This window comes from Deinococcus apachensis DSM 19763 (assembly GCF_000381345.1).
Lineage (GTDB): Bacteria > Deinococcota > Deinococci > Deinococcales > Deinococcaceae > Deinococcus > Deinococcus apachensis.
Genome location: NZ_KB906403.1, coordinates 135,235 through 158,380, shown reverse-complemented (window position 1 = coordinate 158,380; position 23,146 = coordinate 135,235). Strand labels below are relative to the sequence as shown.

At 69.4% G+C, this 23,146-nt stretch carries 22 protein-coding genes; 8 read left to right on the top strand and 14 right to left on the bottom strand.

Features of this window, described 5'->3' with window-relative positions:
- The first annotated feature begins 61 nt into the window (after positions 1 to 61).
- Entirely contained in the window at positions 62 to 892 is an 831-nt protein-coding gene (locus F784_RS0111525; protein ID WP_040383066.1) for a DODA-type extradiol aromatic ring-opening family dioxygenase, read from the top strand.
- Between the two features lie 196 nt (positions 893 to 1,088).
- Here the strand turns inward: F784_RS0111525 and F784_RS23025 are convergent, their stop codons facing one another.
- The 5 genes from F784_RS23025 to F784_RS23020 form a co-directional block, all read right to left on the bottom strand.
- Positions 1,089 to 2,297 carry a Gfo/Idh/MocA family protein gene (locus F784_RS23025; protein WP_019586885.1) on the bottom strand — a complete coding sequence of 403 codons (1,209 nt, stop codon included), beginning with the start codon at positions 2,295 to 2,297 and terminating at the stop codon, positions 1,089 to 1,091.
- A complete protein-coding gene (locus tag F784_RS0111515; RefSeq protein WP_019586884.1) occupies positions 2,297 to 3,307 on the bottom strand; it encodes a sugar phosphate isomerase/epimerase family protein in 1,011 nt (336 codons plus the stop codon). The genes F784_RS23025 and F784_RS0111515 overlap by 1 nt, the downstream gene beginning before the upstream one ends.
- Positions 3,308 to 3,366: 59 nt before the next feature.
- Positions 3,367 to 4,320 (bottom strand): ABC transporter substrate-binding protein, encoded by a 954-nt coding sequence (locus F784_RS0111510; RefSeq protein WP_019586883.1) that lies wholly within the window; start codon positions 4,318 to 4,320, stop codon positions 3,367 to 3,369.
- Between the two features lie 78 nt (positions 4,321 to 4,398).
- Complete coding sequence (locus F784_RS0111505; RefSeq protein ID WP_026332426.1) at positions 4,399 to 5,406, bottom strand: ABC transporter permease; 1,008 nt, start codon at positions 5,404 to 5,406, stop codon at positions 4,399 to 4,401.
- Positions 5,399 to 6,919 (bottom strand): sugar ABC transporter ATP-binding protein, encoded by a 1,521-nt coding sequence (locus F784_RS23020; RefSeq protein WP_019586881.1) that lies wholly within the window; start codon positions 6,917 to 6,919, stop codon positions 5,399 to 5,401. Before F784_RS23020 ends, F784_RS0111505 begins: the two co-directional genes overlap by 8 nt.
- A gap of 384 nt (positions 6,920 to 7,303) precedes the next feature.
- On the opposite strand from F784_RS23020, the gene F784_RS0111495 reads away from it, so the two are divergent.
- The 7 genes from F784_RS0111495 to F784_RS0111465 all read left to right on the top strand — a co-directional run bounded on the left by F784_RS0111495 (position 7,304) and on the right by F784_RS0111465 (position 14,275).
- Positions 7,304 to 7,717, top strand: a complete 414-nt coding sequence (locus tag F784_RS0111495; RefSeq protein WP_019586880.1) for a hypothetical protein — start codon at positions 7,304 to 7,306, stop codon at positions 7,715 to 7,717.
- Positions 7,714 to 8,484 (top strand): SRPBCC family protein, encoded by a 771-nt coding sequence (locus tag F784_RS0111490; RefSeq protein ID WP_019586879.1) that lies wholly within the window; start codon positions 7,714 to 7,716, stop codon positions 8,482 to 8,484. Before F784_RS0111495 ends, F784_RS0111490 begins: the two co-directional genes overlap by 4 nt.
- The gene (locus F784_RS0111485) at positions 8,481 to 9,689 is read left to right on the top strand and encodes a zinc-dependent alcohol dehydrogenase (protein ID WP_019586878.1); all 1,209 of its coding nucleotides are present in this window, start codon (positions 8,481 to 8,483) and stop codon (positions 9,687 to 9,689) included. The genes F784_RS0111490 and F784_RS0111485 overlap by 4 nt, the downstream gene beginning before the upstream one ends.
- Positions 9,690 to 9,783: 94 nt before the next feature.
- The gene (locus F784_RS0111480) at positions 9,784 to 10,560 is read left to right on the top strand and encodes an SDR family oxidoreductase (RefSeq protein ID WP_245557835.1); all 777 of its coding nucleotides are present in this window, start codon (positions 9,784 to 9,786) and stop codon (positions 10,558 to 10,560) included.
- A 64-nt stretch (positions 10,561 to 10,624) separates the two neighbouring features.
- Positions 10,625 to 11,998 carry an alpha,alpha-trehalose-phosphate synthase (UDP-forming) gene (locus tag F784_RS0111475; protein ID WP_026332425.1) on the top strand — a complete coding sequence of 458 codons (1,374 nt, stop codon included), beginning with the start codon at positions 10,625 to 10,627 and terminating at the stop codon, positions 11,996 to 11,998.
- On the top strand, positions 11,995 to 12,711 hold the full coding sequence (gene otsB, locus F784_RS0111470; RefSeq protein ID WP_019586875.1) for a trehalose-phosphatase: 717 nt from the start codon (positions 11,995 to 11,997) through the stop codon (positions 12,709 to 12,711). Before F784_RS0111475 ends, otsB begins: the two co-directional genes overlap by 4 nt.
- A gap of 376 nt (positions 12,712 to 13,087) precedes the next feature.
- On the top strand, positions 13,088 to 14,275 hold the full coding sequence (locus F784_RS0111465) for an ABC transporter substrate-binding protein (RefSeq protein WP_019586874.1): 1,188 nt from the start codon (positions 13,088 to 13,090) through the stop codon (positions 14,273 to 14,275).
- 245 nt (positions 14,276 to 14,520) lie between these two features.
- On the opposite strand, the gene F784_RS0111460 is transcribed toward F784_RS0111465, so the two are convergent.
- From F784_RS0111460 to F784_RS0111420, 9 genes are all read right to left on the bottom strand, one after another.
- Positions 14,521 to 15,372, bottom strand: a complete 852-nt coding sequence (locus F784_RS0111460; protein ID WP_019586873.1) for a carbohydrate ABC transporter permease — start codon at positions 15,370 to 15,372, stop codon at positions 14,521 to 14,523.
- A 13-nt stretch (positions 15,373 to 15,385) separates the two neighbouring features.
- Positions 15,386 to 16,318, bottom strand: coding sequence for a carbohydrate ABC transporter permease (locus F784_RS0111455; protein WP_019586872.1), 933 nt, complete (start codon positions 16,316 to 16,318; stop codon positions 15,386 to 15,388).
- Positions 16,319 to 16,567: 249 nt separating this feature from the next.
- Positions 16,568 to 17,830, bottom strand: coding sequence for an ABC transporter substrate-binding protein (locus tag F784_RS0111450; RefSeq protein WP_019586871.1), 1,263 nt, complete (start codon positions 17,828 to 17,830; stop codon positions 16,568 to 16,570).
- A 212-nt stretch (positions 17,831 to 18,042) separates the two neighbouring features.
- The gene (locus F784_RS0111445) at positions 18,043 to 19,746 is read right to left on the bottom strand and encodes an AlbA family DNA-binding domain-containing protein (protein WP_019586870.1); all 1,704 of its coding nucleotides are present in this window, start codon (positions 19,744 to 19,746) and stop codon (positions 18,043 to 18,045) included.
- Positions 19,747 to 19,782: 36 nt separating this feature from the next.
- The gene (locus tag F784_RS23015) at positions 19,783 to 20,232 is read right to left on the bottom strand and encodes a DUF3293 domain-containing protein (protein ID WP_019586869.1); all 450 of its coding nucleotides are present in this window, start codon (positions 20,230 to 20,232) and stop codon (positions 19,783 to 19,785) included.
- Positions 20,229 to 20,600: a hypothetical protein gene (locus tag F784_RS0111435; RefSeq protein ID WP_019586868.1), complete on the bottom strand. Its 372-nt coding sequence runs from the start codon at positions 20,598 to 20,600 to the stop codon at positions 20,229 to 20,231. Before F784_RS0111435 ends, F784_RS23015 begins: the two co-directional genes overlap by 4 nt.
- A complete protein-coding gene (truD, locus tag F784_RS0111430; RefSeq protein WP_019586867.1) occupies positions 20,597 to 21,673 on the bottom strand; it encodes a tRNA pseudouridine(13) synthase TruD in 1,077 nt (358 codons plus the stop codon). The genes F784_RS0111435 and truD overlap by 4 nt, the downstream gene beginning before the upstream one ends.
- Before the next feature lie 55 nt (positions 21,674 to 21,728).
- Positions 21,729 to 22,526 (bottom strand): hypothetical protein, encoded by a 798-nt coding sequence (locus tag F784_RS0111425; RefSeq protein WP_019586866.1) that lies wholly within the window; start codon positions 22,524 to 22,526, stop codon positions 21,729 to 21,731.
- 3 nt (positions 22,527 to 22,529) lie between these two features.
- Positions 22,530 to 23,093, bottom strand: coding sequence for a MogA/MoaB family molybdenum cofactor biosynthesis protein (locus F784_RS0111420; protein ID WP_040383054.1), 564 nt, complete (start codon positions 23,091 to 23,093; stop codon positions 22,530 to 22,532).
- Positions 23,094 to 23,146 lie beyond the last annotated feature (53 nt).

Genomic DNA, 23,146 nt, shown 5'->3' with positions numbered 1-23,146 from the left:
AATGTCAGGTCCCTTGTCCAGCCCGGCGGTACGCCGGGGCCGTGCGATGCTGAGCGTCGTCATGTCCCCCATCGTCTTCGCCTGCATCGCCCCGCACGGGTCGGAAATCTTGAAGGAACTCTGCGGTGGCAACCTGCCGCTGATGGCCCGCACCCGTGCCAGCCTGGAACAGCTCGGGCAGTGGATGCGCGAGGCCGCGCCCGACGTGCTCGTGGTCCTGACCCCACATGGGACGCGGGCCGAGGGTCAGTTCACGGTGACCGACTCCGAGCGGGTGCGGGGAACGGTCGAGAGCCACGGCGCCACCGTGACGATGGAGCGCCCGGTGGACCGTTCCCTGGCCCGAGCCATCGCCCAAGCTGCAGTCGAGGACGGTCTGCCCGTCGCCCTCCTGAACTTCGCCACGGCCGAGGGTCCGCTCTCGTGCCTGCCGCTCGACTGGGGAGCGATCATCCCGCTGCACTTCATGCCGGAGGTGCCAGTCGTGGTCGTCAACCCGCCACGTGGAACGGATTTCGGGCCGCACCTGCGCTTCGGGGCCGCCCTCAGGCGTGCCACCGCCGCTCCGGGCAAAAGGGTCGGTCTTATCGCCAGTTGCGACTGGTCCCACACCCACGCCGAGTTCGGGCCGTACGGGTATCACGAGGCCGCCGCCCGGCTCGACGCCCAGGTCATGGACCTGATTGGGCGCGGTGACCTGGAGGCCCTTGCTTCCCTCGACCCCCATTTTGTGGAGGACGCCAAGCCGGACGGGCTGTGGCAGGCGCTCGTGCTGGCGGGCGCCGTTGCCCCAGAAGCCCGCCGAACCGAGTTCCTGTCCTACGAGGTTCCGACGTATTTCGGGTTGCTCTGCGCGGGCCTATGGGGTGGGGGAGGAGAAACGGAGGAATAAGCGGAAGCGCATCTCTTCTGCTGGGTACGCCAAGGAGAAGGCCGATGGGTACAGCTCTTCTCCCCCCTTGCAACGCTTGATGTGCAATAGGGAAAACACTGTCCGGCACAAGATGTTTGCCGCCCCCCCCTCAAGGGGGAGGGGCTGTTCATGTCCGCCCAGCCAACATTCTTCTCCTTGAGGGGCCGTCGGTGGCTCAAGGAGGTGGAGCCTGCTCCACCTCTCCCCGGTTCGTCTCCGGCACCGATGCCCGCCACCGCGCTGCCGTCCATTTCTGCTCGCTGCGCGCACTCTCCACAGCCTTCTCGATGAAATGCACGCCACGTGCCCCGTCCTCAAGGGTTGGGAAGTCGGCGACGAGGGGATCGGGCTCGCGGTCTTCCAGCCGGGCGCGAATGGCCTCGGCGGCCCCTCGATAGATGTTGGCGAAGGCCTCGATAAAGGCTTCAGGGTGCCCGCTGGGGAGCCGCGTGGCGGCCTGGGCGGCGGGACTCAGGTAGGCGTTGCCCCGCCGGAGCACCTGAAGGGGCCCGTCCAGTGTCTGCACTTCCAGCGCGTTCGGCTCCTCCTGACGCCAGGACAGGCTGCCGCGCGTGCCGAAGACCCGCAGCCGCAGGTCGTTCTCCGCCCCGACCTCGATCTGCGAACACCAGAGCAGACCCCGGGCGCCGTTGGTGAAGCGCAGCAGCATATTCCCGTCGTCGTCGAGGGCGCGGCCCGGCACGAAGGTGGTCAGGTCGGCGCAGATGGCGTCGAGTTCCAGGCCCGTCACGGTCGCCGCCAGGTTTTCCGCGTGAGAGCCGATGTCGCCCACCGCTCCCGCAATGCCGCTGCGGGCCGGGTCGGTGCGCCAGTCCGCCTGCTTGTTGCCGCCCTCCTCCAGCCGGGTGGCGAGCCAGCCCTGGTTGTACTCGACGATGACCTTGCGGATCTCGCCGAGTTGCCCACTCCGCACCAGATGCCGCGCCTCCCGCACCATCGGGTAGCCGGTGTAGTTGTACGTGACGGCAAAGACGATGTCCGAGCGCCGCACCGTCTCCATCAGGTCGCGCGCCTGCTCGGAGGTGTGGACGAGCGGCTTGTCGGAGATGACGTGGATTCCGGCCTCGGCAAAGGCTTTGGCCACCGGGTAGTGCATGTGGTTGGGCGTGACGACCGAGACGAAGTCGATACGTTCCCCCGGTGGCAGCTTCAGCTCGCCGTCCAGCATCTCCTCCCAGCTGCCGTAATTCCGGGCGTCTGCCAGACCGAGGGCTTGCCCGGAGGCTCGTGCCTTTTCCGGTGTGCTGGACAGGGCTCCCGCCACGAGGTTGATCTCGCCGTCGAGCCGGGCGGCCATGCGGTGAACGGCCCCGATAAAGGCGCCCTGCCCACCCCCCACCATGCCCATGCGAAGCGGCCGCATCAGGCTTCCTGCTCCGCTTTGGCGAAGGCGGCGTCAAAGGCCACGTTCGAGGTGGGGAAGTCCAGCCGCCGCAGGAACGCCGCGCTCTCCGTCGCGCCATGCACCCGGTCCATCCGCGCATCCTCCCACTCCACGCTCAGCGGCCCCGAGTACCCGATATCGTTCAGCGCCACGATGATTTCCTCGAAATTCACGTCGCCGCGCCCCACACTGCGGAAGTCCCAGTAACGCCGGGGGTCGCCGAAGGTCGTGTGCCCGCCGAACACGCCCACGTCCCCGTTCCCGTGCCCCCACCACACGTCCTTCATGTGGACGTGGAAGATGCGGTCGGCGAAGGTGCGGATGAACTTCACGTAGTCCACCCCCTGATACGCGAGGTGGCTGGGATCGTAGTTGAAGCCGAAGCGCGGGTGCCTGACGGCCTCCAGCGCCCGCTGTGCCGAGGCGATGTCGAACGCGATCTCCGTCGGGTGGACTTCCAGCCCGAAGTTGACGCCCACCTGGTCGAACACGTCCAGGATGGGCTGCCAGCGGGCCGCGAAGTCCTGAAACCCCCGTTCCCAGTACGCCTGACTGGTCGGCGGGAAGGCGTAGAGCGAGTGCCAGATGGGCGAGCCGGTGAAGCCGTTCACCACGCTCACCCCCAGCCTCTGCGCGGCGCGGGCGGTATCCATCATCTCCTGCGCCGCACGTTGCCGCACGCCCTCCGGATCGCCGTCGCCCCACACGTGGGCAGGCAGGATCTCGCGGTGCCGCTCGTCGATGAGGTCGCACACCGCCTGCCCGACGAGGTGGTTGCTGATGGCGAGGCAGGTCAGGCCGTGCTCCTCCAGAAAGGCGAGCTTTTGCTCCACGTAGCTGTCGTCGCGCAGGGCTGCCTGAACGTCGAAATGGTCGCCCCAGCACGCGAGTTCGAGGCCGTCGTAGCCCATCCGCTGGGCGAGGGGGGCGAGTTCGGCGAGGGGCAGGTCGGCCCACTGGCCGGTGAAGAGGGTAACGGGTCTGGACATGGGACCTCCGGGCAAAGGGGAGAGGCCCGAACCTGGCCGGGCCTCCAGCGACTTCTGGTTTAGAACGGCGAGTTGGGGAAATAGAACTGCTGAGCGTTCGCCTTGGTCACGAGCACCGAGGGGATGATCGTCGTCGCCTTCATCGGCTTGCCCGTCACGCGGCTTTCCACCGTCAGCCGCATCGCGTCCGCGATCATGGAGGGCGGGTAGGTGACGTTCACGGGCATCATCGCGTCGCCGTCCATCACCTTCTTGATCATCTCCTTCATTCCGGCGCCGCCCACGACGAACTTGATGTCGGTGCGCCGAGCCTGCTGGATCGCGCGCAGCACGCCGACCGCCATGTCGTCGTCGCTGGCCCACACGGCGTCGATCTTGGGAAAGCGGGTGAGGTAGTCCTGCATCACCTTGAAGGCGTCGTCGCGGTTCCAGTTGCCGTACTTGGCGTCGAGAACCTTGATCTTCGGGTTTTTCGCCACCGCCGCGTTGAAGGCGGCCACCCGCTGGTTGTCGATCACGGTGGGAATACCGCGCAGCACGACCACGTTGCCGCCCGCCGTACCCAGCCGCTGCACAAAGTAGTTCCCGGCCACCCGCCCGAACGCGGTGTTGTCGCCCGCCACATAGGCGTCCTGCGCCTTGGGGTCGGTCAGGCCGCGGTCCACCACGGTCACGAACACGCCCTTGGCCTTCACGTTCGCCACCGGGCGGGTCAGGGGAGCGCTCTCCTGCGGCAGGATCACGAGGGCATTAATCTTGTTCACCGTCGCGAGGTCCTGAATCTGGTTGGCCTGCTCGCTGCTGTCCTTGGCCGTCTTCACGATGATCTGGACGTTCGGGTACTTCTTCTCCAGCGCCGCCTTGGCCTGGTTGGCGTGATACACGATGCCTGCTGTCCAGCCGTGGTCGGCGGAGGGAATCGAGACGCCGATGACCTGCTTGGTCGTGCCCTGGGAGAGGGCGGTACCGGCCAGCAACGCGGAAAGAAGGGTGAAGCGTTTGATCGCCTGCATGAAAGCCTCCTGAGCGTGAGAGGGCGGGATGGGGACCGGAGAGACGGGGCTACATGGGCTGGGCCTCCTCCCTTGCCTTCACCTGCGGCCACGCTGGAAGAACGCGACCAGGATGATGACGAGGCCGGTGACGGCGGCGTTGAGATACACGGAGATGATATTGGTGAGGTTCAGGACGTTCCCGATGGTCACGAGCAGCACCGCGCCGACCACTGTGCCCCAGATGCGGCCCGAGCCGCCCCGCAGGGCCGTGCCGCCGATGATGACGGCGGCTATGGCGTCGAGTTCCCACAGCAGCCCCGTCGAGGGCGTGGCGCTCCCGAGCTGCGGCACGTAAAGGATGGTGGCGAGGCCCACGCACACCCCCAGCAGCACGTAGGTGGCGATCTTGACCCCCGTGACGTTGATCGCCGCGTACCGCGCCACCTGCTCGTTGCTGCCGATGGCCTGCACGTAGCGCCCGTAGCGGGTGCGGTTGAGGATCAGCCCGCCGAGGAGCGCCACCGCAGCGAAGACCAGGATGGGGATGGGGATGCCGAGCAGCCTGCCGTAATACACCGGGCTGTAGCGGTCCCCGATGTCCAGGTCGAGCGAGATCGCCCCGCCCTGCGCCAGGTACGTCAGCACCGCCCGGTAGATGCCCAGCGTCCCCAGCGTCACGATGAAGGGCTCGATGCGCCCCCGCGTGATCGTGGTGCCGTGAAAGAGGCCCGCCAAAGCCCCGATGGCGAGCGCGGCGAGCATCCCCAGCGCTATGGTGCCCACCCCCGCCCCCAGCGAGGTCTTGAGCGTGTTCATGATGAGGATCATCGAGCCCGCGATCAGCGCCGCGAGCGAGCCCACCGACAGGTCGATGCCGCCCGAGATGATCACGAAGGTCATCCCCACCGCGATGATGCCCGTGAAGGCGGCGCGGGTCAACACGTTGGAGAGGTTGGAGACGGTCAGGAAGTCGGGGTTGAGGAGGGTCGCCACGATAGCGAGGGCGAGCAGGCCGAGCAGGGGACCCAGCGCCCCGAGGCGGGTCAGCACCGAGCGGGGCGTGACGCGGGTCGTCGCCGCCTCGGAGACGGGGGAATCAGGCATGGACATGCGCGGTCCTCCCCACCCTGTCCACCTTCAGACCGGTGGCGTACTGGATGACCTCCTGCTCGCTCAGCCCCTCGGTGTTCAGGTCGCCCACCACCCGGCCCTCGCGCATGACCAGGAGGCGCTGGCACACGCCCAGGAGTTCGGGGAGTTCGGAGCTGATGACGACCACGCCCTTGCCCTCTGCGGCCAGGCGACCGATCAGCAGGTAGATTTCGCGCTTGGCGCCCACGTCCACGCCGCGCGTCGGTTCGTCGAGGATGATCACGTCGGGGCTGACCTCCAGAATCTTGGCGAGGGCGAGTTTTTGCTGGTTGCCGCCCGAGAGCGAGCTGGCGGGCACGTCGAGCCGCCCCGCGCGGATGTGGTACTCCCCGGCGGCGCGGCGTAGCGCCTCCCGCTCGGCCCGGATGTCGAGCAGGGGCCGGGCGTAGTGGTCCAGCGTCATCAGCGTCAGGTTGGGGCGCAGGTGGAAGTCCACGTGGAGGCCCTTGCCCTTGCGGTCCTCGCTGAGATAGACGACCCCCGCGCGGGTGGCGTCGCCGGGGTTTCGGATGCGGACGGGTTTGCCCTTCACCCGCACGCTCGCCACCCGGTGCGGGCGCAGGCCCAGCAGCCCCTCGAAGCTCTCGGTGCGCCCCGCCCCGACCAGTCCCGCGAAGCCCAGCACCTCGCCCCGGTGGATGGTGAAGCTCACGCCCTGCGCCCAGCCCGGCACGTCCAACCCCTCCACGGAGAGCAGTTCCTCCGCCCCGGCCTGCCCTTTAGGCGGGAACATCGCCTCCAGTTCCCGCCCCACCATCAGGTTCGCCATCTGCGCCTGACTCAGGTCGCTCGTTGAGGCTGTTGTCACATACCGGCCGTCGCGCAGCACCGTCACCCGGTCGGAGATCGCCTTCACCTCGTCGAGCTTGTGGCTGATGTAGACGATGGTGACGCCTTCCCCCCGCAACCTCCGCATCAGGCCGAACAGCGTCTCCGTCTCGTGCGGCGTGAGGGCGGCAGTCGGCTCGTCCATGATGAGGACGCGGGCCTGGCGGGACAGCGCGCGGGCGATCTCCACGAGCTGCTTTTGCGGCACGGTGAGGTCACGCACGCGGGTGCGGGGGTCGAGCCTCACGCCCAGTCTCCCCAGCGCCTCCCGAGCCCCCCGGACCATCGCCGCATCGTCCAGCAGGAAGCCGCCCGTCTCGTGCCCCAGGTAGATGTTCTGCGCGACCGTCAGGTCCTCGGCGAGGTTGAACTCCTGGTGGATCAGGACGATGCCGAGCGCCTCAGCGTCCCGGCTGCCCGCAAAGTGAATGGGCTCGCCGTTCAGCCGCACCTCGCCCCGGGTCGGCGGGTGGTAACCGCCCAGAATCTTCATCAGGGTACTCTTGCCCGCGCCGTTCTCGCCCAGCAGGGCGTGAATCTCGCCGGGTGCGGTGGAGAAGGTCACGTCGTGCAGCACCTCGACCGGCCCGAAGGATTTGGAGACGCCCTGGAAGGAGAAGGCGGGGGCCAGCGTCATGCGGCCTCTTCCGGGCGCCCCATCCAGCGGGAGGAGGCGCCCGGCCTTTCCCATAACGAATGCCCCGAGAGCCGCGTCTTCGCGTGTCCAGGGTCGTCCCTGCCTCTAGGCCCGGCCGCAGTCCATACCATTCCTGCACCTCACTGCCCTGACGTTCCCGCCTGACTTTTGTTGCTCGTTCAGCATAAGAGGCCGTGTCAGCCGAGTCAAACACCATTTCCGCGCCGCGAGGCCGGGCCGGGGGAGGCGGAATTCGGCAGGGGCGCGTGGCAGCCGCCACAGGGGACGGTGAAGGAAGCGCGAAGACACCCCCGGTGGGGGGAATCCTAGAGTGGGCACCTGAACGTGGGCAGCAAACACCACACCTGAGCAGGGGAGGTACGGATGAACGCAGAGCAGGTGGCGCGGGGGCTGGGCTGGTTCAGCGTCGGGCTGGGCACCCTGGAGGTGGTCGCGCCGGGCAGTCTGATTCGCTTCCTGGGCGTGCAGGAGGAACGTTCCTCGCTCGTGAGGGCCTACGGGCTGCGCGAACTCGTTGCGGGGGTGGGGCTCCTCACGCAACCGGCGGCGGCGACCACCTGGGTCTGGGCGCGGGTGGCAGGGGACGTGCTGGACATTGCGACGCTGGGGGCGGCCACGACGGGGGACCCCACGGCCCGCAAGCGGACGGGCAACACACTCGCCATGCTCACCGCGATCACGGTCGTGGACGTGCTGGTCGCCCGGGCACTGACGATGGAGCGCGCCGAGCCGCCCACACTGGCCGAGCGCCTTCTGGGAAGGGGGAAGCGCGGATGACGCAGGCACAGGCAGCTCAGTCACAGGGCGGTGAACCGCAGGTCAGCCCGCAGAACTCCAGCCCGGTGGAACGGCTGATCTTCGGCGGGCTCGGGCTGGGGATGATCCTGCTCAGCCTGCGGCAGAAGAATGAATCGGGCCTCATCCTTGGCACGGGCGGCGCCCTGCTCCTCTCGGGGGCGGCGATGGGCCGCAGCGTGGGCGCGGCCCTCACGCAAGTTCAGCGCACGCCCGACGACACCATCGCCGTGCAGCGTGGGGTCACCATCGGGAAGTCCGCCGACGAGCTGTACACCTTCTGGCGCAACTTCGAGAACTTGCCGCGCTTCATGGATCATCTGGAATCGGTGAAAGTGCAGGACGGGGATGGCAAGCGTTCGCACTGGGTCGCCAAGGCCCCGGTGGGCACGAGTGTGGAGTGGGACGCGGAGATCACCGAGGACGAGCCCGGGCGGCTCATCGCCTGGCGCTCGCTGGAGGGCTCAACCGTGCCCAACGAGGGCCGAGTGGAGTTCCGGCCCGCCCCGGGCGACCGGGGCACCGAGATCCACGTCTCGCTGACCTACCGCCCGCCCGGGGGCACGCTGGGCGCGTCCGTCGCCCGCCTGCTCGGAGAGGACCCCGCGGTGCAGATCGGCGAGGACCTGCGGCGGCTCAAGCGGCTGCTGGAGGTGGGCGAGGTGCCCACGACGGAAGGCCAGTCCAGCGCCCGCAAGGGGATCATGAAGGCGGAGGCGAAGATGTACGACAACCGGAGGACCTCGTGAAGGCCGTCGTGTGGCAGGGCATCAACCGGGTACAGGTCGAGACGGTGCCCGACCCCGAAATCCTCCAGCCCACCGACGCCATCGTGCGGGTCACGGCCACCGCGATCTGCGGTTCCGACCTGCACCTCGTGGACGGGTACGTGCCCTCGATGGTCCACGGCGACATCCTGGGCCACGAGTTCATGGGTGAGGTCGTGGAGGTCGGCTCCGAAGTTCGCAATGTCAAGGTCGGCGACCGGGTGATCGTGCCCTTTCCCATCGCCTGCGGCAAGTGCTGGTACTGTCAGAAGGGCCTGACCTCGCTGTGCGACAACTCCAACCCCAACCCCAAGCTCGCCGAGGCGCTGTGGGGCTATGCGGGGGCGGGCATCTACGGCTACTCGCACATCACGGGTGGCTACGCGGGCGGGCAGGCGCAGTTCGCGCGCACCGTCTACGCGGATCAGAACCTCTACAAGGTGCCCGAGGGGCTGACCGACGAGCAGGTCCTCTTCCTCACCGACATTCTGCCGACCGGGTACATGGCGGCTGAGAACTGCAACATTCACCCCGGCGACGTGGTGGCCGTGTTCGGCTGCGGGCCGGTGGGGCTCTTCGCCATCATGAGCGCCTTCCTGCTGGGGGCCGGGCGGGTCATCGCCATCGACCGCTTCCCCGAACGCCTGGAGATGGCGCGGCAGCTTGGGGCAGAGACCCTGAACTACGAGACCGATTCCGTCTTCGAGCGCCTCAAGGAGATGACGGGCGGTCGCGGCCCCGACAGCGTAATGGACGCCGTGGGCCTGGAGTCGCACGCGGGCGGGCCGGGCGGCCTGGCCGACGCGGTGAAGCAGACGACCCGGGTACTCGAAAGCGACCGCCCCCACGCCCTGCGCGCCGCGATCATGGCCTGCCGCAAGGGGGGCACCGTCAGCGTGCCTGGCGTGTACGGCGGCCTGGCCGACAAGATTCCGGTGGGCGCCTTTATGAACAAGGGTCTCACCATGCGGACCGGCCAGACCCACGTTCACCGCTACCTGGACACCCTGACGGGCCACATCCAGCGCGGCGAGATCGACCCCACCCAGATCATCACCCACCGCCTGAGCCTGGACGAGGCGCCGCACGCCTACCAGATCTTCAAGCACAAGCACGAGGGCTGCGTCAAATGCGTTCTCGACCCCTGGGCGGACCCGAAGGACCACGCCCCGGTGAAACCCGGCTGAGGCGCTCACCACCGCGGGAACGGCTGAATCCTGGGAGCGTCACCCCAGGATTCGTGTCTGAGAGACAAGCTCGACAGGAGGAAACCAGATGGCGATGTTAGAAGGCAAAGTGGCGTTCATCACCGGAGCGGCGAGCGGCATCGGCGCGGGGACGGCCCGCCGTTTCGCCCAGGAGGGCGCGATGGTCGCCCTGGCCGACGTGCAGCAGGAGGAAGGCGAGGGGGTCGCGGGCGAGATCACCCGGGCGGGGGGACGGGCCATCTACCTGAACTGCGACGTGAGCGACCCGGGGTCGGTGCGGCAGGCCATCGAGGCGACCGTGAGTGAATTCGGCCGCCTGGACATCGTCTTCGCCAACGCGGGGATCAACGGCGTCTGGGCGCCCATCGACGAACTCCAGCCCGAGGAATGGGACCGCACGCAGGACATCAACCTCAAGGGCACGTACCTCACCGTCCATTTCGCCGTGCCACACCTCAAGCGGGCGGGGGGCGGGAGCATCATCATCACGAGCAGCGTGAACGGCAACCGCACCTTTTCCACCCCGGGCGCGAGTGCCTACAGCACCTCCAAGGCCGGGCAGGTCGCCTTCATGAAGATGGTCGCGCTGGAGCTGGGACGGCACCAGATTCGCTGCAACGCTGTGTGCCCGGGCCTGATCCACACGAACATCGAGGAACGCACCGAGCAGCGGGGCACGGACAAGATCGGCATCGAGGTCGAGTTGCCCCAGGGCAGCCCGGCCGTCAACGAGGGCGAGGGCGACCCCGTGGATGTGGCCGACACCTGCCTCTTCCTCGCCTCGGACCTGGGGCGTCACGTGTCTGGCGTCGAGATCTACGTGGACGGCGGCGCCTCGCTGCTGCGCTGATCGAGTCCGCCCCTTTCCATGACTGCCCTGCGCGTTTCATGACCAACCCCCCGAAAGGACAGCCGTGGGCCTGATCGTCGTTTCCAACCGTGAGCCGTATGCGCCGAGGCGGGGCCAGGATGGAGGCCTCCACTGGGTGCCGTCTATCGGGGGCCTGACGGCCGCCCTGGACCCGGCCCTTCAGCACGCGGGCGGCACCTGGATCGCCTGGGGCGAGGAACTGCCGGGCGTGGCGGATGTGGACTTGCCTCAGGGCAGCCCCCGTTACCGACTGAAGCGCGTGCGGCTGAGCGAGGCTGAGGTCCGCGACTTCTACCACGGCTTTTCCAACCGCGCCCTGTGGCCCATGAGCCACTACTTCATCGAGCGAACGCGCTATCAGGCCTCCCAGTGGCGGACCTACGTGGAGGTCAACCGCCGCTTCGCGCAGGCCGCCGTGGAGAGCTACCGGGAGGGCGACCTGATCTGGGTCCACGACTACCAGCTCGCGCTGGTGCCCCGGATGATTCGCGACGCGCTGCCAGACGCCCGCATCGGCTTCTTCTGGCACATCCCCTGGCCCTCCTCGGAGGTGTTCCGCACCCTGCCGTGGGACCACGAGCTGCTCGACGGCCTGCTGGGCGCCGACCTGATCGGGATGCACACGCCCGAGTACGTCGCCCACTTCCTGTCCGCCTGTCGCCGGGTGCTCGGCGCGGAGACGGAGGGGGACACGGTGCAGTGGCAGGGCCGGACCTCGCGTGTGGTGGACCGCCCTATCGGCATCGAGGTGGACACCTACGAGGAGCTGGCAGCGAGCCCCGAGGTCGAGGAGGCGGCCGACCGCATCCGGCGCACCCTGCAAACCCAGCTCGTGCTGGGCGTCGACCGCCTGGACTACACCAAGGGGATTCCCGAGCGTCTGGAGGCCTTCGACACCTTCCTCGACCGTCACCCCGAGGCGCGCGGAAGGGTGACCCTCCTGCAGATCGCCGTGCCCAGCCGCGAGCAGGTGGAGTCCTACCGGCAGCTCCGCACCCGGGTGGAGGGGCTGGTGGGGCGCATCAATGGCAAGCACACCCGGGACGGCTGGTCGCCCATCCAGTACATCTACCGGGGTGTGCCCCGCGAGGAACTGGTCTCCCATTACCGCGCCGCCGACGTGATGCTCGTGACGCCGCTGCGCGACGGGTTGAACCTCGTCGCCAAGGAGTTCGTCGCCTGCTCGGGGGACGGCGTGCTGATCCTCTCGCGCTTCGCGGGGGCCGCCGACGAGCTGGCGGAGGCGGTGCAGGTCAATCCCTACAACCCGGAGGGGCTGACAGGAGCGCTCACCCGGGCGCTGTCGATGCCCCTGGAGGAGAAAAAGGCCCGCCTCCAGCGGCTGCGCGAGCGGCTGCGCCAGAGCGACCTGCGAACCTGGGCCGACGGCTTCGTGGCGGAGATCGCGGGCGCATGAGCCTCCCACCCGACCTCCTCACGCTGGGCGGGCGTCCCCTCCTCGTCCTGTGCGACTACGACGGCACCCTGGCCCCCATCGTCTCCCGCCCGGAGGAGGCGTGGCCGGAACCCGGGGCGCGGGAGGCGCTCTCCCGTCTCGTCGCCCACCCCCGCCACCGCGCTGCCGTCGTCACCGGCCGCCTCGCCGAGCAGGTCCACGCCTTCCTGAACCTCTCTGGCCTCCCCGTGGTCGGCCTGCATGGCATGGAGTGGCCGGGCGAGGAGATCGCGGCGGCCGATCACGAGGCCATTCACCTGATTGCCGCCCAGCTCCCGGACGTGCCCGGCCTGCGGCTGGAGGACAAGGGCTGGACCCTGGCCGTCCACTCCCGCGAGGTGGCGGGGGAGCGGCAGGCGGGTGTGGAGAAGGCGCTGGACGCGATCACCCTGCCCCCTGGATGGGAGATGATCTCTGGCAAAAAGGTGCGCGAGTTCCGCCCGGCGGGCTTCGGCAAGGGCCGCGCGGTGGAGCGGCTGGCGCGGCAGGACCCGCATCACCTCCCCGTCTTCCTCGGCGACGACGTGACCGACGAGGAGGGCTTCCTGCGGCTGCGCGCCCGGGGCGGCGTGACGATCAAGGTCGGGGAGGGGGAGACGGCCGCCGAGTACCGCGTGGAGAGCCCCGCCGAAGTGGTCGCGCTGCTGCGGCACTGGGGAGGCGCGGCGGGCTGAGCCGGTGGGGAGAGGCAGGCTTTGCTCTCGACTGGATGCAGGAGGGTTTGTCACCCTGAATGAAGTGAGGGGTCTCGGGACTAAGCTTTGATCTCCACTTCGTACCCGCTCTAAAAGCTGAGGTGAGGGGGCGAGGTTGCCCGGTGGGCGCCCCATCACCCCTGGCTGCGCCAGGCCCTCTCCCACCAGGGGAGAGGGTCAGCAAGAGGGAGGGGCACCAGAGCGTTGTCCTTGATTGAGAGAAAAGCCTGTCTCGGGACACCATAAGAGGTGACACCAGGCTGGCGGCTTTAGCTTGAACCCGCCGATGTCCTCTGAGTTGCCGGGGCGAAGAATTCCCGCGCGGTTCCGCTCCTGCCCCCGCTATCCTCCGGCCATGCGCCGCCTCCTGCCCCTGTCCCTGCTGTTCCTGGCCTCCGCGCAGGCCGCCCCCATCCGAATCGAGTTCTGGCACGCGATGAATCAGGGCACGGTCGCCGGGTACGCCCGGGACTTCAACCGCTCGCAGTCCGCCTACGAGGTCGTTCCTGTGGCGGGCGGCAACTACCGCGAGCTGAATGACAAGCTAGGGGCGGCCCTGAAGGCGGGGAAGGCCCCGGCGCTCGCCCAGGTGGAGTTCACCCGCTTCGCCCGGCTGGCGGCCGATGGGCAGCTTGCTGACCTCTCCCGCCTGACGGACGCTCTGCCGGACAGCCTGACGCGCGACGTGTATGCCCCGGCCTGGCGCGCGGGTGAGGTGAACGGCAAACGCTACGGCCTGCCCTGGAACATCAGCGTGCCCGTCCTGATGTACAACGCCGGGACGTTTCGCCGGTCGGGCGTGACCCCTCCCCAGACCTGGGCCGAGGTCGAGGCGACGAGCCGCAAGCTCGCCACGGGGGGCAGGCGTCCCCTCGTCGCCACAGCCGACGCCTGGACCTTCGAGGCGAACGTGACCTCGCGCGGGGGCAGCCTCGTCCTGAACGGCAGGCCCAACCTGAATGGCCCGGAGGCGGTGGAGGCTCTGACACAGCTCGCCCGCATGAGCGACGCTGGCCTCGCCCAGCCCCGCAAACTCTCGGAGGCCACCCGCGCCGCCTTCGACTTCGCCCGGGGGCAGAACGTGATGGTCGCGGCCAGCGTCGCCAACTGGACCGACGCCCGCAGGCTGCCCTTCTTCCAGCTCGGCATCGCCCCCTTTCCCTGTGAGAAGGTGGGGCCCTGCTCCCTGCCGCTGGGCGGCGCCCACCTCGTCGTGCCCAGGGGAGCCAACGCCCAGGAGCAGGCCGGAGCACTCGCCTTCTGGCAGTTCCTGATGGACCCCGACCGCCTCGCCGAGTGGGTCAAGTCCACCGCCTACGCTCCCACCCGGCGTAGCGTGACGCCGCTGCTGAGCGACTGGTATGCCAAGAATCCCCAGATCAGGGCTGCCCATGCCCAGCTCGACCGCGCGGTGCCGCGCCCATCCGCCCCCGCTTTCGAGGCGTGGACTCTGCTTTTGGAAGACGCCATCAGCCAGGCCACGACCGGCAAATTGAGCGCCAAGGCCGCGCTGGACGAGGCGCAGCGAAGGGCGGAGCGGTAACTTCTCGCTCTCCCCTCGTGGGGGACTTGCAAAGCTGCGAAGCAGAGGGCCGGGATGAGGGGGCATGTGACCCGCTTGGGCGGCTTCAAGATGGCCTGCCTCACCTACTTGCCGCTCTGGGGGTCGTGCCCGCTCACCCCCTCCCCTCAAGGGGGAGGAGTTTTTGTGCCTCCCAGGGCTGAGGGGTAAGCCTTCAACGAAAAGAGCCACCCCACCCGGAGCGGCCCCTTTCCCAAGAATTGTGTTCAGCCCTTGACCGCTCCCGCCGTCAGGCCGGAGACGATGTTGCGCTGGAATACGAGCACCAGGATGATCAGCGGCACCGTGACCACGATGCTGGCGGCCATGATCGGCCCCCACGGCTGGTCGTACTGCGAGGCGCCGGAGTAGTTGGCGATGACGACGGGCACCGTGCGGTTGGAACTGGTGAAGGTCAGCGCGAACAGGTACTCGTTCCAGGCGTTGATGAAGGCGAGCAGGCCAGTGGTGACCAGCGCGGGCATCATCACCGGGAACAGCACCCGGAAAAGCGTCTGGAGGGGCGAGGCGCCGTCCACCAGCGCGGCCTCCTCCAGCTCGCCGGGGATGTCGCGCACGAAGGAGGTCAGCACCCAGACCGTGAAGGGAATCGTGAAGATCAGGTAGCTGAAGATCAGCGCGATGGGGTTGTTGAAGAGGCCTGTCGTCTGCACCAGCGTGAACAGGCCGCCCAGCACGGCGATCTGCGGAAACACGCTGACGGCGAGGATGATGTACAGGATGAAGGCCTTGCCCCTGAACCGGAAGCGGCCGAGCGCATAGGCGGCAAAAGACCCCAGCAGCAGGCTGATCAGCACTGAGGCCACGGCGACGAGCAGGCTGAACAGCAGCCCGCGCTGGAAGCTGGCGTTGGCGAAGACCTGCGTGTAGTTGCTCAGGGTCGAGGGCGCCGTGATGAACTGCAGCGGCGGCAGGAAGAGGTCCCCGGCGCGGCGGAAGCTGGTCAGCACCGCCCACAGAAAGGGGAACAGCAGGTAAACGGCGATCACCAGCACGAGCAGGTAGAACAGGACGCGCTGGGTGTAGTAGAGAGCAGGATTCGTCTTTTGCAGGTTCATGGCGTTTCCCCCCTCAGTCGAACTTCACCCGGAAGGCGGTCACGTAGATCACCACGATCACCATGATGATCAGGAAGATCGCCACGGCGACGGCGCTGCCCAGGCCGAGAAGCTGGTTGTCGATCAAGGCCTGCCGGGCATAGCCGGTCATGCTGGTCTGAGCGGCGTTCACCGGTCCCAGCATGACGTACATGATGTCGAAGACGCGCAGCGCGTCCAGGCTGCGAAACACCAGCGCGACGAGCAGCGCGGGTCTCAGCAGCGGCAGGGTCAGGCGCCAGAACTGGGTCCACTTGCTCGCGCCGTCCATGTCGGCGGCCTCGTACATGTCGCCGGGCAGGCTCTGGAGCCCCGCCAGGATCAGCAGCGCCATGAAGGAGGTCGTCTTCCACACGTCCACCGCGATCAGGGCCCAGATCGCCGAGTCGGTGTTCGCCAACAGCGCCTGCCCGCCCAGCACGCCGCGCCCCACCAGCCCGAAGGAGTCGTTGTACATGTACGCCCACATCTGGGCGCTCACAACCGTGGGAATCGCCCACGGCACCAGCATGGCCGTTCGCAGGAAGGCCCGGCCCCGGAAGGCGCTGTTGACCACCAGCGCGATAATCATGCCGAACACGGTTTCCAGGAACACCGAGACGACCGTGAACAGCAGCGTGTTCTTCACCGCCGTCCACCACTTGGGGTCTTGCAGGAAGCCCAGCGGCACCCCGTCGGAGGTGGTGAACCAGAAGTTGCCCAGCCCCAGGAAGGTCCGCTGATCCGGCGAGGTCAGGTTCGCGTCGTACAGCGAGTAGAAGATGGTGCGGTACAGCGGATAGCCCGCGACAATAGCTAGGGCGATCAGCGTGGGCAGCAGCAGCCAGATTGCCTGCCGGGCGCGGGCGGCCTCGATCCCGCGCCTGCGGGTGGGCGCCGCCGAGGTGGGTGTGGCGTTCGTGGTCATGAATGAGCCCCCTGTCTCGCCCAGCCGGAGTGCTGGTGGGCGCGCTGGCCGCAGCGGCGTGTGCGGCGGTGACGACGAGCTTCCGGAGAAAAAGGCTTCTTCAGCCTGCGCTCACCGCGGTGAAGCGGTATGAGCATGGACTGGAGCAAACGTGAAGCAAGCCGAACGAGGAGGGGGACGTCCATGTGGTGGACGTCCCCCCTGGGGATGCTCAGGTGCGCGCGAACCGCGCCGCGTCCCCAGGCAAGCTTAGAAGCCGCGTCCCTTGATGCGGGCGATGCTGGTGGCAAGGCTGGCGACGGCCGCCTGGCCCTTGCTCTTGCCGTTGAGCACGTCGCTGACGGCGGAGCTGAAGGCCTGCGAGACCTGGTTGTACTTGCCCTTGGTGGGGGCGGAGGGGCGGGGTACAGCATTCGTGAACACGCTGTACAGGCTGCCGAAGAAGGGGTTGGCCTTCAGGACGGCCTGGTCCTTGTACAGGGCCGGGATGGTGGGGTTGTACGAGCCCTCGATGGCGCGAATCTTTTGCTCAGCGGGGCTGGTCAGGTAACGGACCAGGTCGATGGCGGCGGCCTGGTTCTTGGAGTACGCGCTCACGCCGAGGTTCCAACCACCCAGCGTCGCAGCGGGCTTGCCGCCAGGACCGGCGGGTAGGGGCGCCGCGCCAATCTTGCCCCTCACCTTGGAGTCCGGACCCTGACCGTTCGCCCAGGCGTAGGGCCAGTTCCGCATGAAGGCCGCGTTGCCCGACTGGAAGATGCCGCGGGCCGCTTCCTCGTCGTACGTGGTGACGCCAGCGGGGCTGATGTTGCGAATCCAGCTCGCAGCCGTGTCCAGCGCCTGAGCGGCCTTGGGGTTGTTGATGGTGATCTTGCCGGTGCTGTCGACGATGGTGCCGCCACCGAAGGAGTTCACCCACTCCAGCGCGTCGCAGGTCAGGCCCTCGTAGTTCTTGCCCTGGAAGACGAAGCCCGTGAAGGTCTTGTTGGTCTTCTGCTCGCCGTCCTGGATCTTCTTCGCCATGGTGGCGAGTTCGGCCCAGGTCTTGGGGGGAGCCGAGTACCCGTACTTCTTCAGCAGGTCCGTGCGGTAGAACAGCAGGCCCGCGTCGGTGAACCAGGGCAGCGACACCAGCTTGCCGTTCACGGTGTTCGCGTCCACGATGCCCTTGAAGTGCTGGTTGATCTCAGCGGCCGGAATCTTGCCCTTCAGGTCCACGAAGTGCTGCGAGAGCAGGCCGGGCCAGATCACGTCGAGCTGGTACACGTCGATGTCGCTGCTGCGCGCGGCGAGTTGCTGCTGGTACAGGCCCAGGCGGTCGTTCGTGAGGTTCGGGCTCTCGAAGATCTTGACGGTGTTGCCCGTCTTCTTCGACCAGCGCGCCGCGCCGTCCTTGCAGAGCTGCAACTCCTGGCCCACCGTGCCGCAGGCGAGCGTGATGGTCACGGCCTGGGACTGGCTGGCGGCGGCAAAGGCGGCGGTCAGGCTGACGATGGCGATGGCTTTCTTCATGCATCCCCCCTGGTGGCTGAAACCGGAACTGCCCACTGCTTCGGAAGCGGTTCCACCACTGAACATCAAACGGTAGGGGAAGGCTACACGCCGGACCCAGGGCTGTCAATCGTTTCTTGATGAGAAGGGGCGCCCTTTGGCGTCTAGGACGCGAGGCTCACGCCTCCACAGCGAGAACGGGAAGGCCAACGCCCAGAGGGTACCGGCCAGCCTCAGCGCGGCTCATAGGCGGCGTCGCGGGTGCCGGTGCCGCGCTTCACGAGGTGGCCCTCCAGCACCAGGCGGCGCAGCACCCGCCAGGCCTGCTGAGTGCTGAGGCCGCAGGCCTCCCGCAGCTCGCGGTTGCGGACGTGGCCCCGCTCGCGGACCAGGGCGAGCGCGACGGCCCGGACCTCGGCGGGGGTGGGACCGCTGGGATCGGGGGCCGCCCGGGGGGCACGGGGCGGGCGGGCGGGCAGGTCCCGGGCAGGCCTGGCGGGGGGCGGGGCCGTGCGGGGCTCAGGCACTCCCCGGCCCAGCGCCCGGCGCACCTCATCGCTGAGGGTGTAGGCGATGCCGCGCCCCGGGCCGGAGCGGGCGATCAGGCCATGGTCCTCCATGCCGCGCAGCAGTCTCGGCGTGCGGTCCTCGGGGAGTTGCAGGGCGCGGGCGAGCCCGGCGCGGGTCGCCTCGCCCTCCCGCACGAGCAGCGAGAGGACGATCAGCATGTCGAGGGATAAGGTCTGCATCTCTTCTTGCTTGCGCGCCACGAAGCGCACGAATTCGGCGTCGAAACCCGGCGAGTGCAGGGCCAGGGTCACCGCGTCGGGGTAGGTCGTGTACTCCGGCGGCTCCTTGCCGCAGCGCAGCATCAGGCCGTACATCTTGTCCACGCCCACACCCGCGCGCTCGACCAATCCCAGCCGCGCCAGGACCTCGGCCAGCAGCGGGTTGCGCCGCTTGGGCTGGTGGCGAAGGATGTTGCCCGGCGTGATCCCGCCCGGCAGCCCGCCCGGGTTCATGATCTCCAGCCGGTCGGGGTAGTGGTGGACATGCACCGCGTCGCGCAGGGTGTAGTCGCGGTGGGTCAGGGCGTTGAGCAGCGCCTCGCGGTACACCGCCTCATCCTGGTCCCAGACCTCGATGCGGAAGAGGCCCACCTGCACGGGCGTGAAGCGGTTGCGCGCCTGGATGAGTTCGGCCAGCCGCGTGAGCAGCGCGGGGATGGGCCGCAGCAGGTCCTCGCGGAACTGGAACTCCACGTCGGGCGTCTGGTGGTGATAGAAGCAGACCTCGGCCTGGGGGACGTGTGCCCTCAAGGCCGCCGGGGTGCCCGCGAGCAGGATGGCCGCCAGGGTGGGGCGCAGCGCCCCGCCGCTGGGGATAAGCAGCCCCAGCTCGCGCAGGAAGTCGAGGTCGGGCAGGTGGGCCAGGCCGCCGCGCTGCCCCAGCCCCCGCAGCCGCGCGACCTCGTGCGGGTCGAGGTCGGCGAGCGAGGCGTCGGGGGGCACGACGGCGGTGTAGTCCTGCTGCGGCACGGGCTCGCTCTGCGCGGGCGTGACCGGGACGAGGTGCGCCCCGTCCCAGGCCAGGACCGCCCCGTCCGGCGCGGCGAGGACATAGGGAGCCTGCGGGACGAACACCGCGAGCACCCTCGCCCCGCCCGGCTGGCGGTGGTGCTGCACGTTCACGGTCAGCCGCCCGCCCGACAGCTCGAAGATCGCGTGCGTGACCATCAGGGGGTGCAGTTCGCCCGCGTCCCGCTCCCCGGTGGCATCGGCGCCCACCAGGACCGTGCCGCCCCGCGCATTCGCCAGCCCGACCGCATACCGCGCGAGTTCCTGGGGGGTCACGTCCAGCGGCAGATGCACGCACGACGACCCCGGCGGGGGCAGCACCCCGAGGGGGGAGATCGCGTTGGGGGAGTCGGCCGTCACAGGGCCGGAGTATACGCGGGGAGGCGGGAAAGGCGCTCAGGGGTGGGAAGTGGGGGAGCCGGGCCCCACCCGCCGCACCCAGCGCCGCTCCACGCCCACGACCCCCTCCCCGTTCAGCCAGACGAGCGCGGCCCGCCGTCCCGCGCCCCACAGGACTGCCGCCTGCCCGAAGTCGGCACCCCAGGCTGCCGCCTGCCGCAGCCGCGCCCCGGGAATGAGCAGCGCCTCCTCCCGCCACTCGCCCTCGCCGTTGTGGGCGGGGAGGGGGGAGAGCCCGGCGGCCCGCACCCGGGCGAGCAGGACCGCCGCCGCTTGGACATTGGCCTCCTCCGGCACGCGCCGCCCCCCCGGATTCCAGGCGGTGACGACAGCCCACTCTCCCCGCGCCCAGGTGGGGGCAGGACCCCTTTCCCCCGCCAGCCGGACGCGCTCCCCCACCGGACCGTAGACCGTGCCCAGGAAGGCCGCGCGGAATTCCTTCCTCAAGGTCGGATGACGACGGCGTCCACGTTGAGGATCTGCATGTCCCTGAAGCGCAGGGCCAGCTTGACGCGCTGCCCGGTGCGGAAGGCCCCGCTGACGACCACCCGGTAGGGGGTGCCGGTGCCCACCAGCAGGGTGCCCGGCACGGGAACGGCGGGCACGACCGCGCAGCGCGGCGAGCATTTCAGCAGCCGGGCGTGGCCCCCCTCGCTCCACACCCCCGTCAGCTCGTCGCCAGGCCCCGCCACGATGCGCCCTTCGAGCACCGCCCCACCGAACGAGGGCCGCAGGCTAAGCTGCGCGGAGGGCGCGCGCGCCGCGAGGGTGGCCCCCAGCAGCGTGAGGAGCGCGGCCAGGCCCGCCCGCCTCACTCGTCTTCCTCCCCGTCCTCGCCTGGGCTCTCCAGCGCGTCCACGTCCGTCTTCGTCAGCTCACGCAGCACGCTGGTGGCGAAGGAGCCTTTGGGAAGGGTGAAGGCCACGGTGTAGCCGTCCTCCTCGGGTTGGACCTGGGCGCCCTCGGGAAAGATGCGGGTGAGGCGGCGGTCTCCCCGGCGGGAGGCGAACACCTCCGGCGTCAGGCCGAAGGTCGCCAGCGCCTCGCGTTCCAGCTCGCCCGCGTCGAGCGTGAGGGGCTTGGTCTTCTTCCCGAAGAGGGTCCCGGTCGCGCTCACCTCGCCCCGCTCGGCCCGGGGGGACTCGGCCGCCGCGTCCTCGACAAGGAAGACGCCGCCCGTGTCGTGCTTTTTCGCCATGTCCCCGGCCAGCAGGCGGTCGAAGACGCCGCGTTCCAGCCGCAGGCTCAGAAAACGGTTGAAGACGAGGCTCTGCACCGAGGTCGTCAGGAAGCGGCGCACGCGGGGGTCGCGCAGCCGGGACTCGCCGCGCAGCACCCGCAGCCCCTCCTCGGCGTTCAACCCGTGCAGGCCGAAGCGCTGCGGCCCGAAGTAGTTCGGCACACCCCGGGCAGCGAGTAGCGCGAGCGTCACCGCCGCCTGGTCCGCCCTTCCCGCCGCGTCCCGCACCCGCACCACGAAGCGGTTGCCGCGCAGGTGCCCCAGCCCCAGCTTGTTGCCGTGGCGCCGGGTCTCCAATATCCGCACACCTTCCATCCCGAAGGCGGGCAGACGCTCCTCGAACTTCCCCGGCAGGCTGATCCACTGGGTGGTGACGGCGTGGCGATCCTTGAGCCCCGCCACCCCCACGTCCCGGTCCCGCACTCCGAGCTGCGCGCCCAGCTCCCGCAGCACGTGGGCGGTGGTGTGCCCCGTCTTCTCCAGATGCACGAAGAGGTGCTCGCCCTCGCCCGACAGCGGGTAGGCGGGCACTTCCTCTACCCGGAAATCCTCCGGCCCTGCGCGCAGACGGCCACCCGTTCCAGGCGTATCCGTCAGCGCGGCGAGCGCCGACCATTCGAACACCAGACTCACGATGAGGCCCACCATACGCCCGCCGGGGGCCGCGGGGGGTGAGAGGGGCGGGAGACCCCCCCTGCGGCCCTCAATTCAGCACCCGCTGGTCGGCGTAGGCCTGCGGGGTCCAGTCCGCCCGGAAGAGGCGCGGCCCGGCGCGGCCGTTCCCCGGCACGTACCACACCCGCACGCCCCCCTCGCGCTCGTTCAGTGGGAGAAAGGCGCTCTGCCCGACCGCGAGGGTGTTGAGGGGGGTGCCGCCCTCGGTCCGCACCCGCAGCCAGGCGTTCACGCCGGACGGCGACCAGCCCGCCAGCCGCAGCGGCCCATTCGAGACGTTGACGAGACGCGCCCCCCGCTCGGTCAGGGTGACGCTCAGGTCGGGCCACTCGGGAAGCTGGACCGGGGCGAAGCGCACCTCCAGCCCGGGTGGACGGGGACGGCTCCGCTCCCGGTACAGCCCCGCCGAGAGCAGCCCCCCCAGCCCGGCCAGGAGCGCCGCCAGGGCAAGCGTGACGGGGACCTCGGCGCCCGCCTGCGTGCCGCCCCCAGTGGCGACCAGAGCCAGCAGCGCGAGGCCGCAAAGCACGCCCACGAGCGGCCACGCCCAACCCGGGCGCTCCCGCGCCGGGCGAAAGGCCCCCGGCCAGAACTCGGCGAGGAGGAGCGCCGCCGCCCCCAGGCCGAACAGGGCGGGCACGTCGGCCAGCGGCGCCGCCCACAGCAGGGCGAGGCCGGGCACGGCCCACCACGACACGCGCGGCGCCCAGCGGTGCCGGGCCTCGCGGGCCACCCGCCACAGCCAGTACCCCGCGATCAGGGCGAGCGCCAGGGCGTAGGGCGGCGTGATCCGCGAGATCGGCAGGAGGCTGAACCAGGGCTCCACGGCTCAGCCGACCCTGCCCGCCGCCCCCGGCTGGCCGTGCCGGGCGACCTCGAAGGCGAGGTGGCCCAGTTCGTCCCGCAGCAGGCCCACCCAGGCGGTGCGGACGGCGTTCAGGCTGCCGGGCAGGGCGAAGAGCAGCGTGCCCCCCGCCAGCCCCCCGACCGCGCGGGAGAGCATGGCCGCGCCCCCCACCTCGCGGTAGCTCAGCATGCGGAAGAGTTCGCCGAAGCCGGGCATGGGTTTGGTGAGCAGCGACTCCACGACCGGGATCGTCACGTCCCGCCCGGTGATCCCGGTGCCGCCGCTGGAGAGGACCACCGTGGCGTCCCGCATGAACCCCTCCAGCGCGGCGCGAATCTCGGGCGCCTCGTCCCGCACGACCCGGTAGCCCACAACCTCGTGCCCCCCGGCGCGCAACTCGGCGAGCAGGTACTGCCCGCTGGTGTCGGTCTCCTCGGTGCGGGTGTCGCTGACCGTCAGGACCGCCACCCTCACGGACCGGGGCGCGGCGGCGTGGTGGGCGGTGGTGGGACTCGCGGCGGCCTGGGGGGGCGGGGCGTCCGTCATGTTCGGCACGATACGCCCGCCCGGTGGGGAAGAGGTGGGTTTCCCTTACCCTC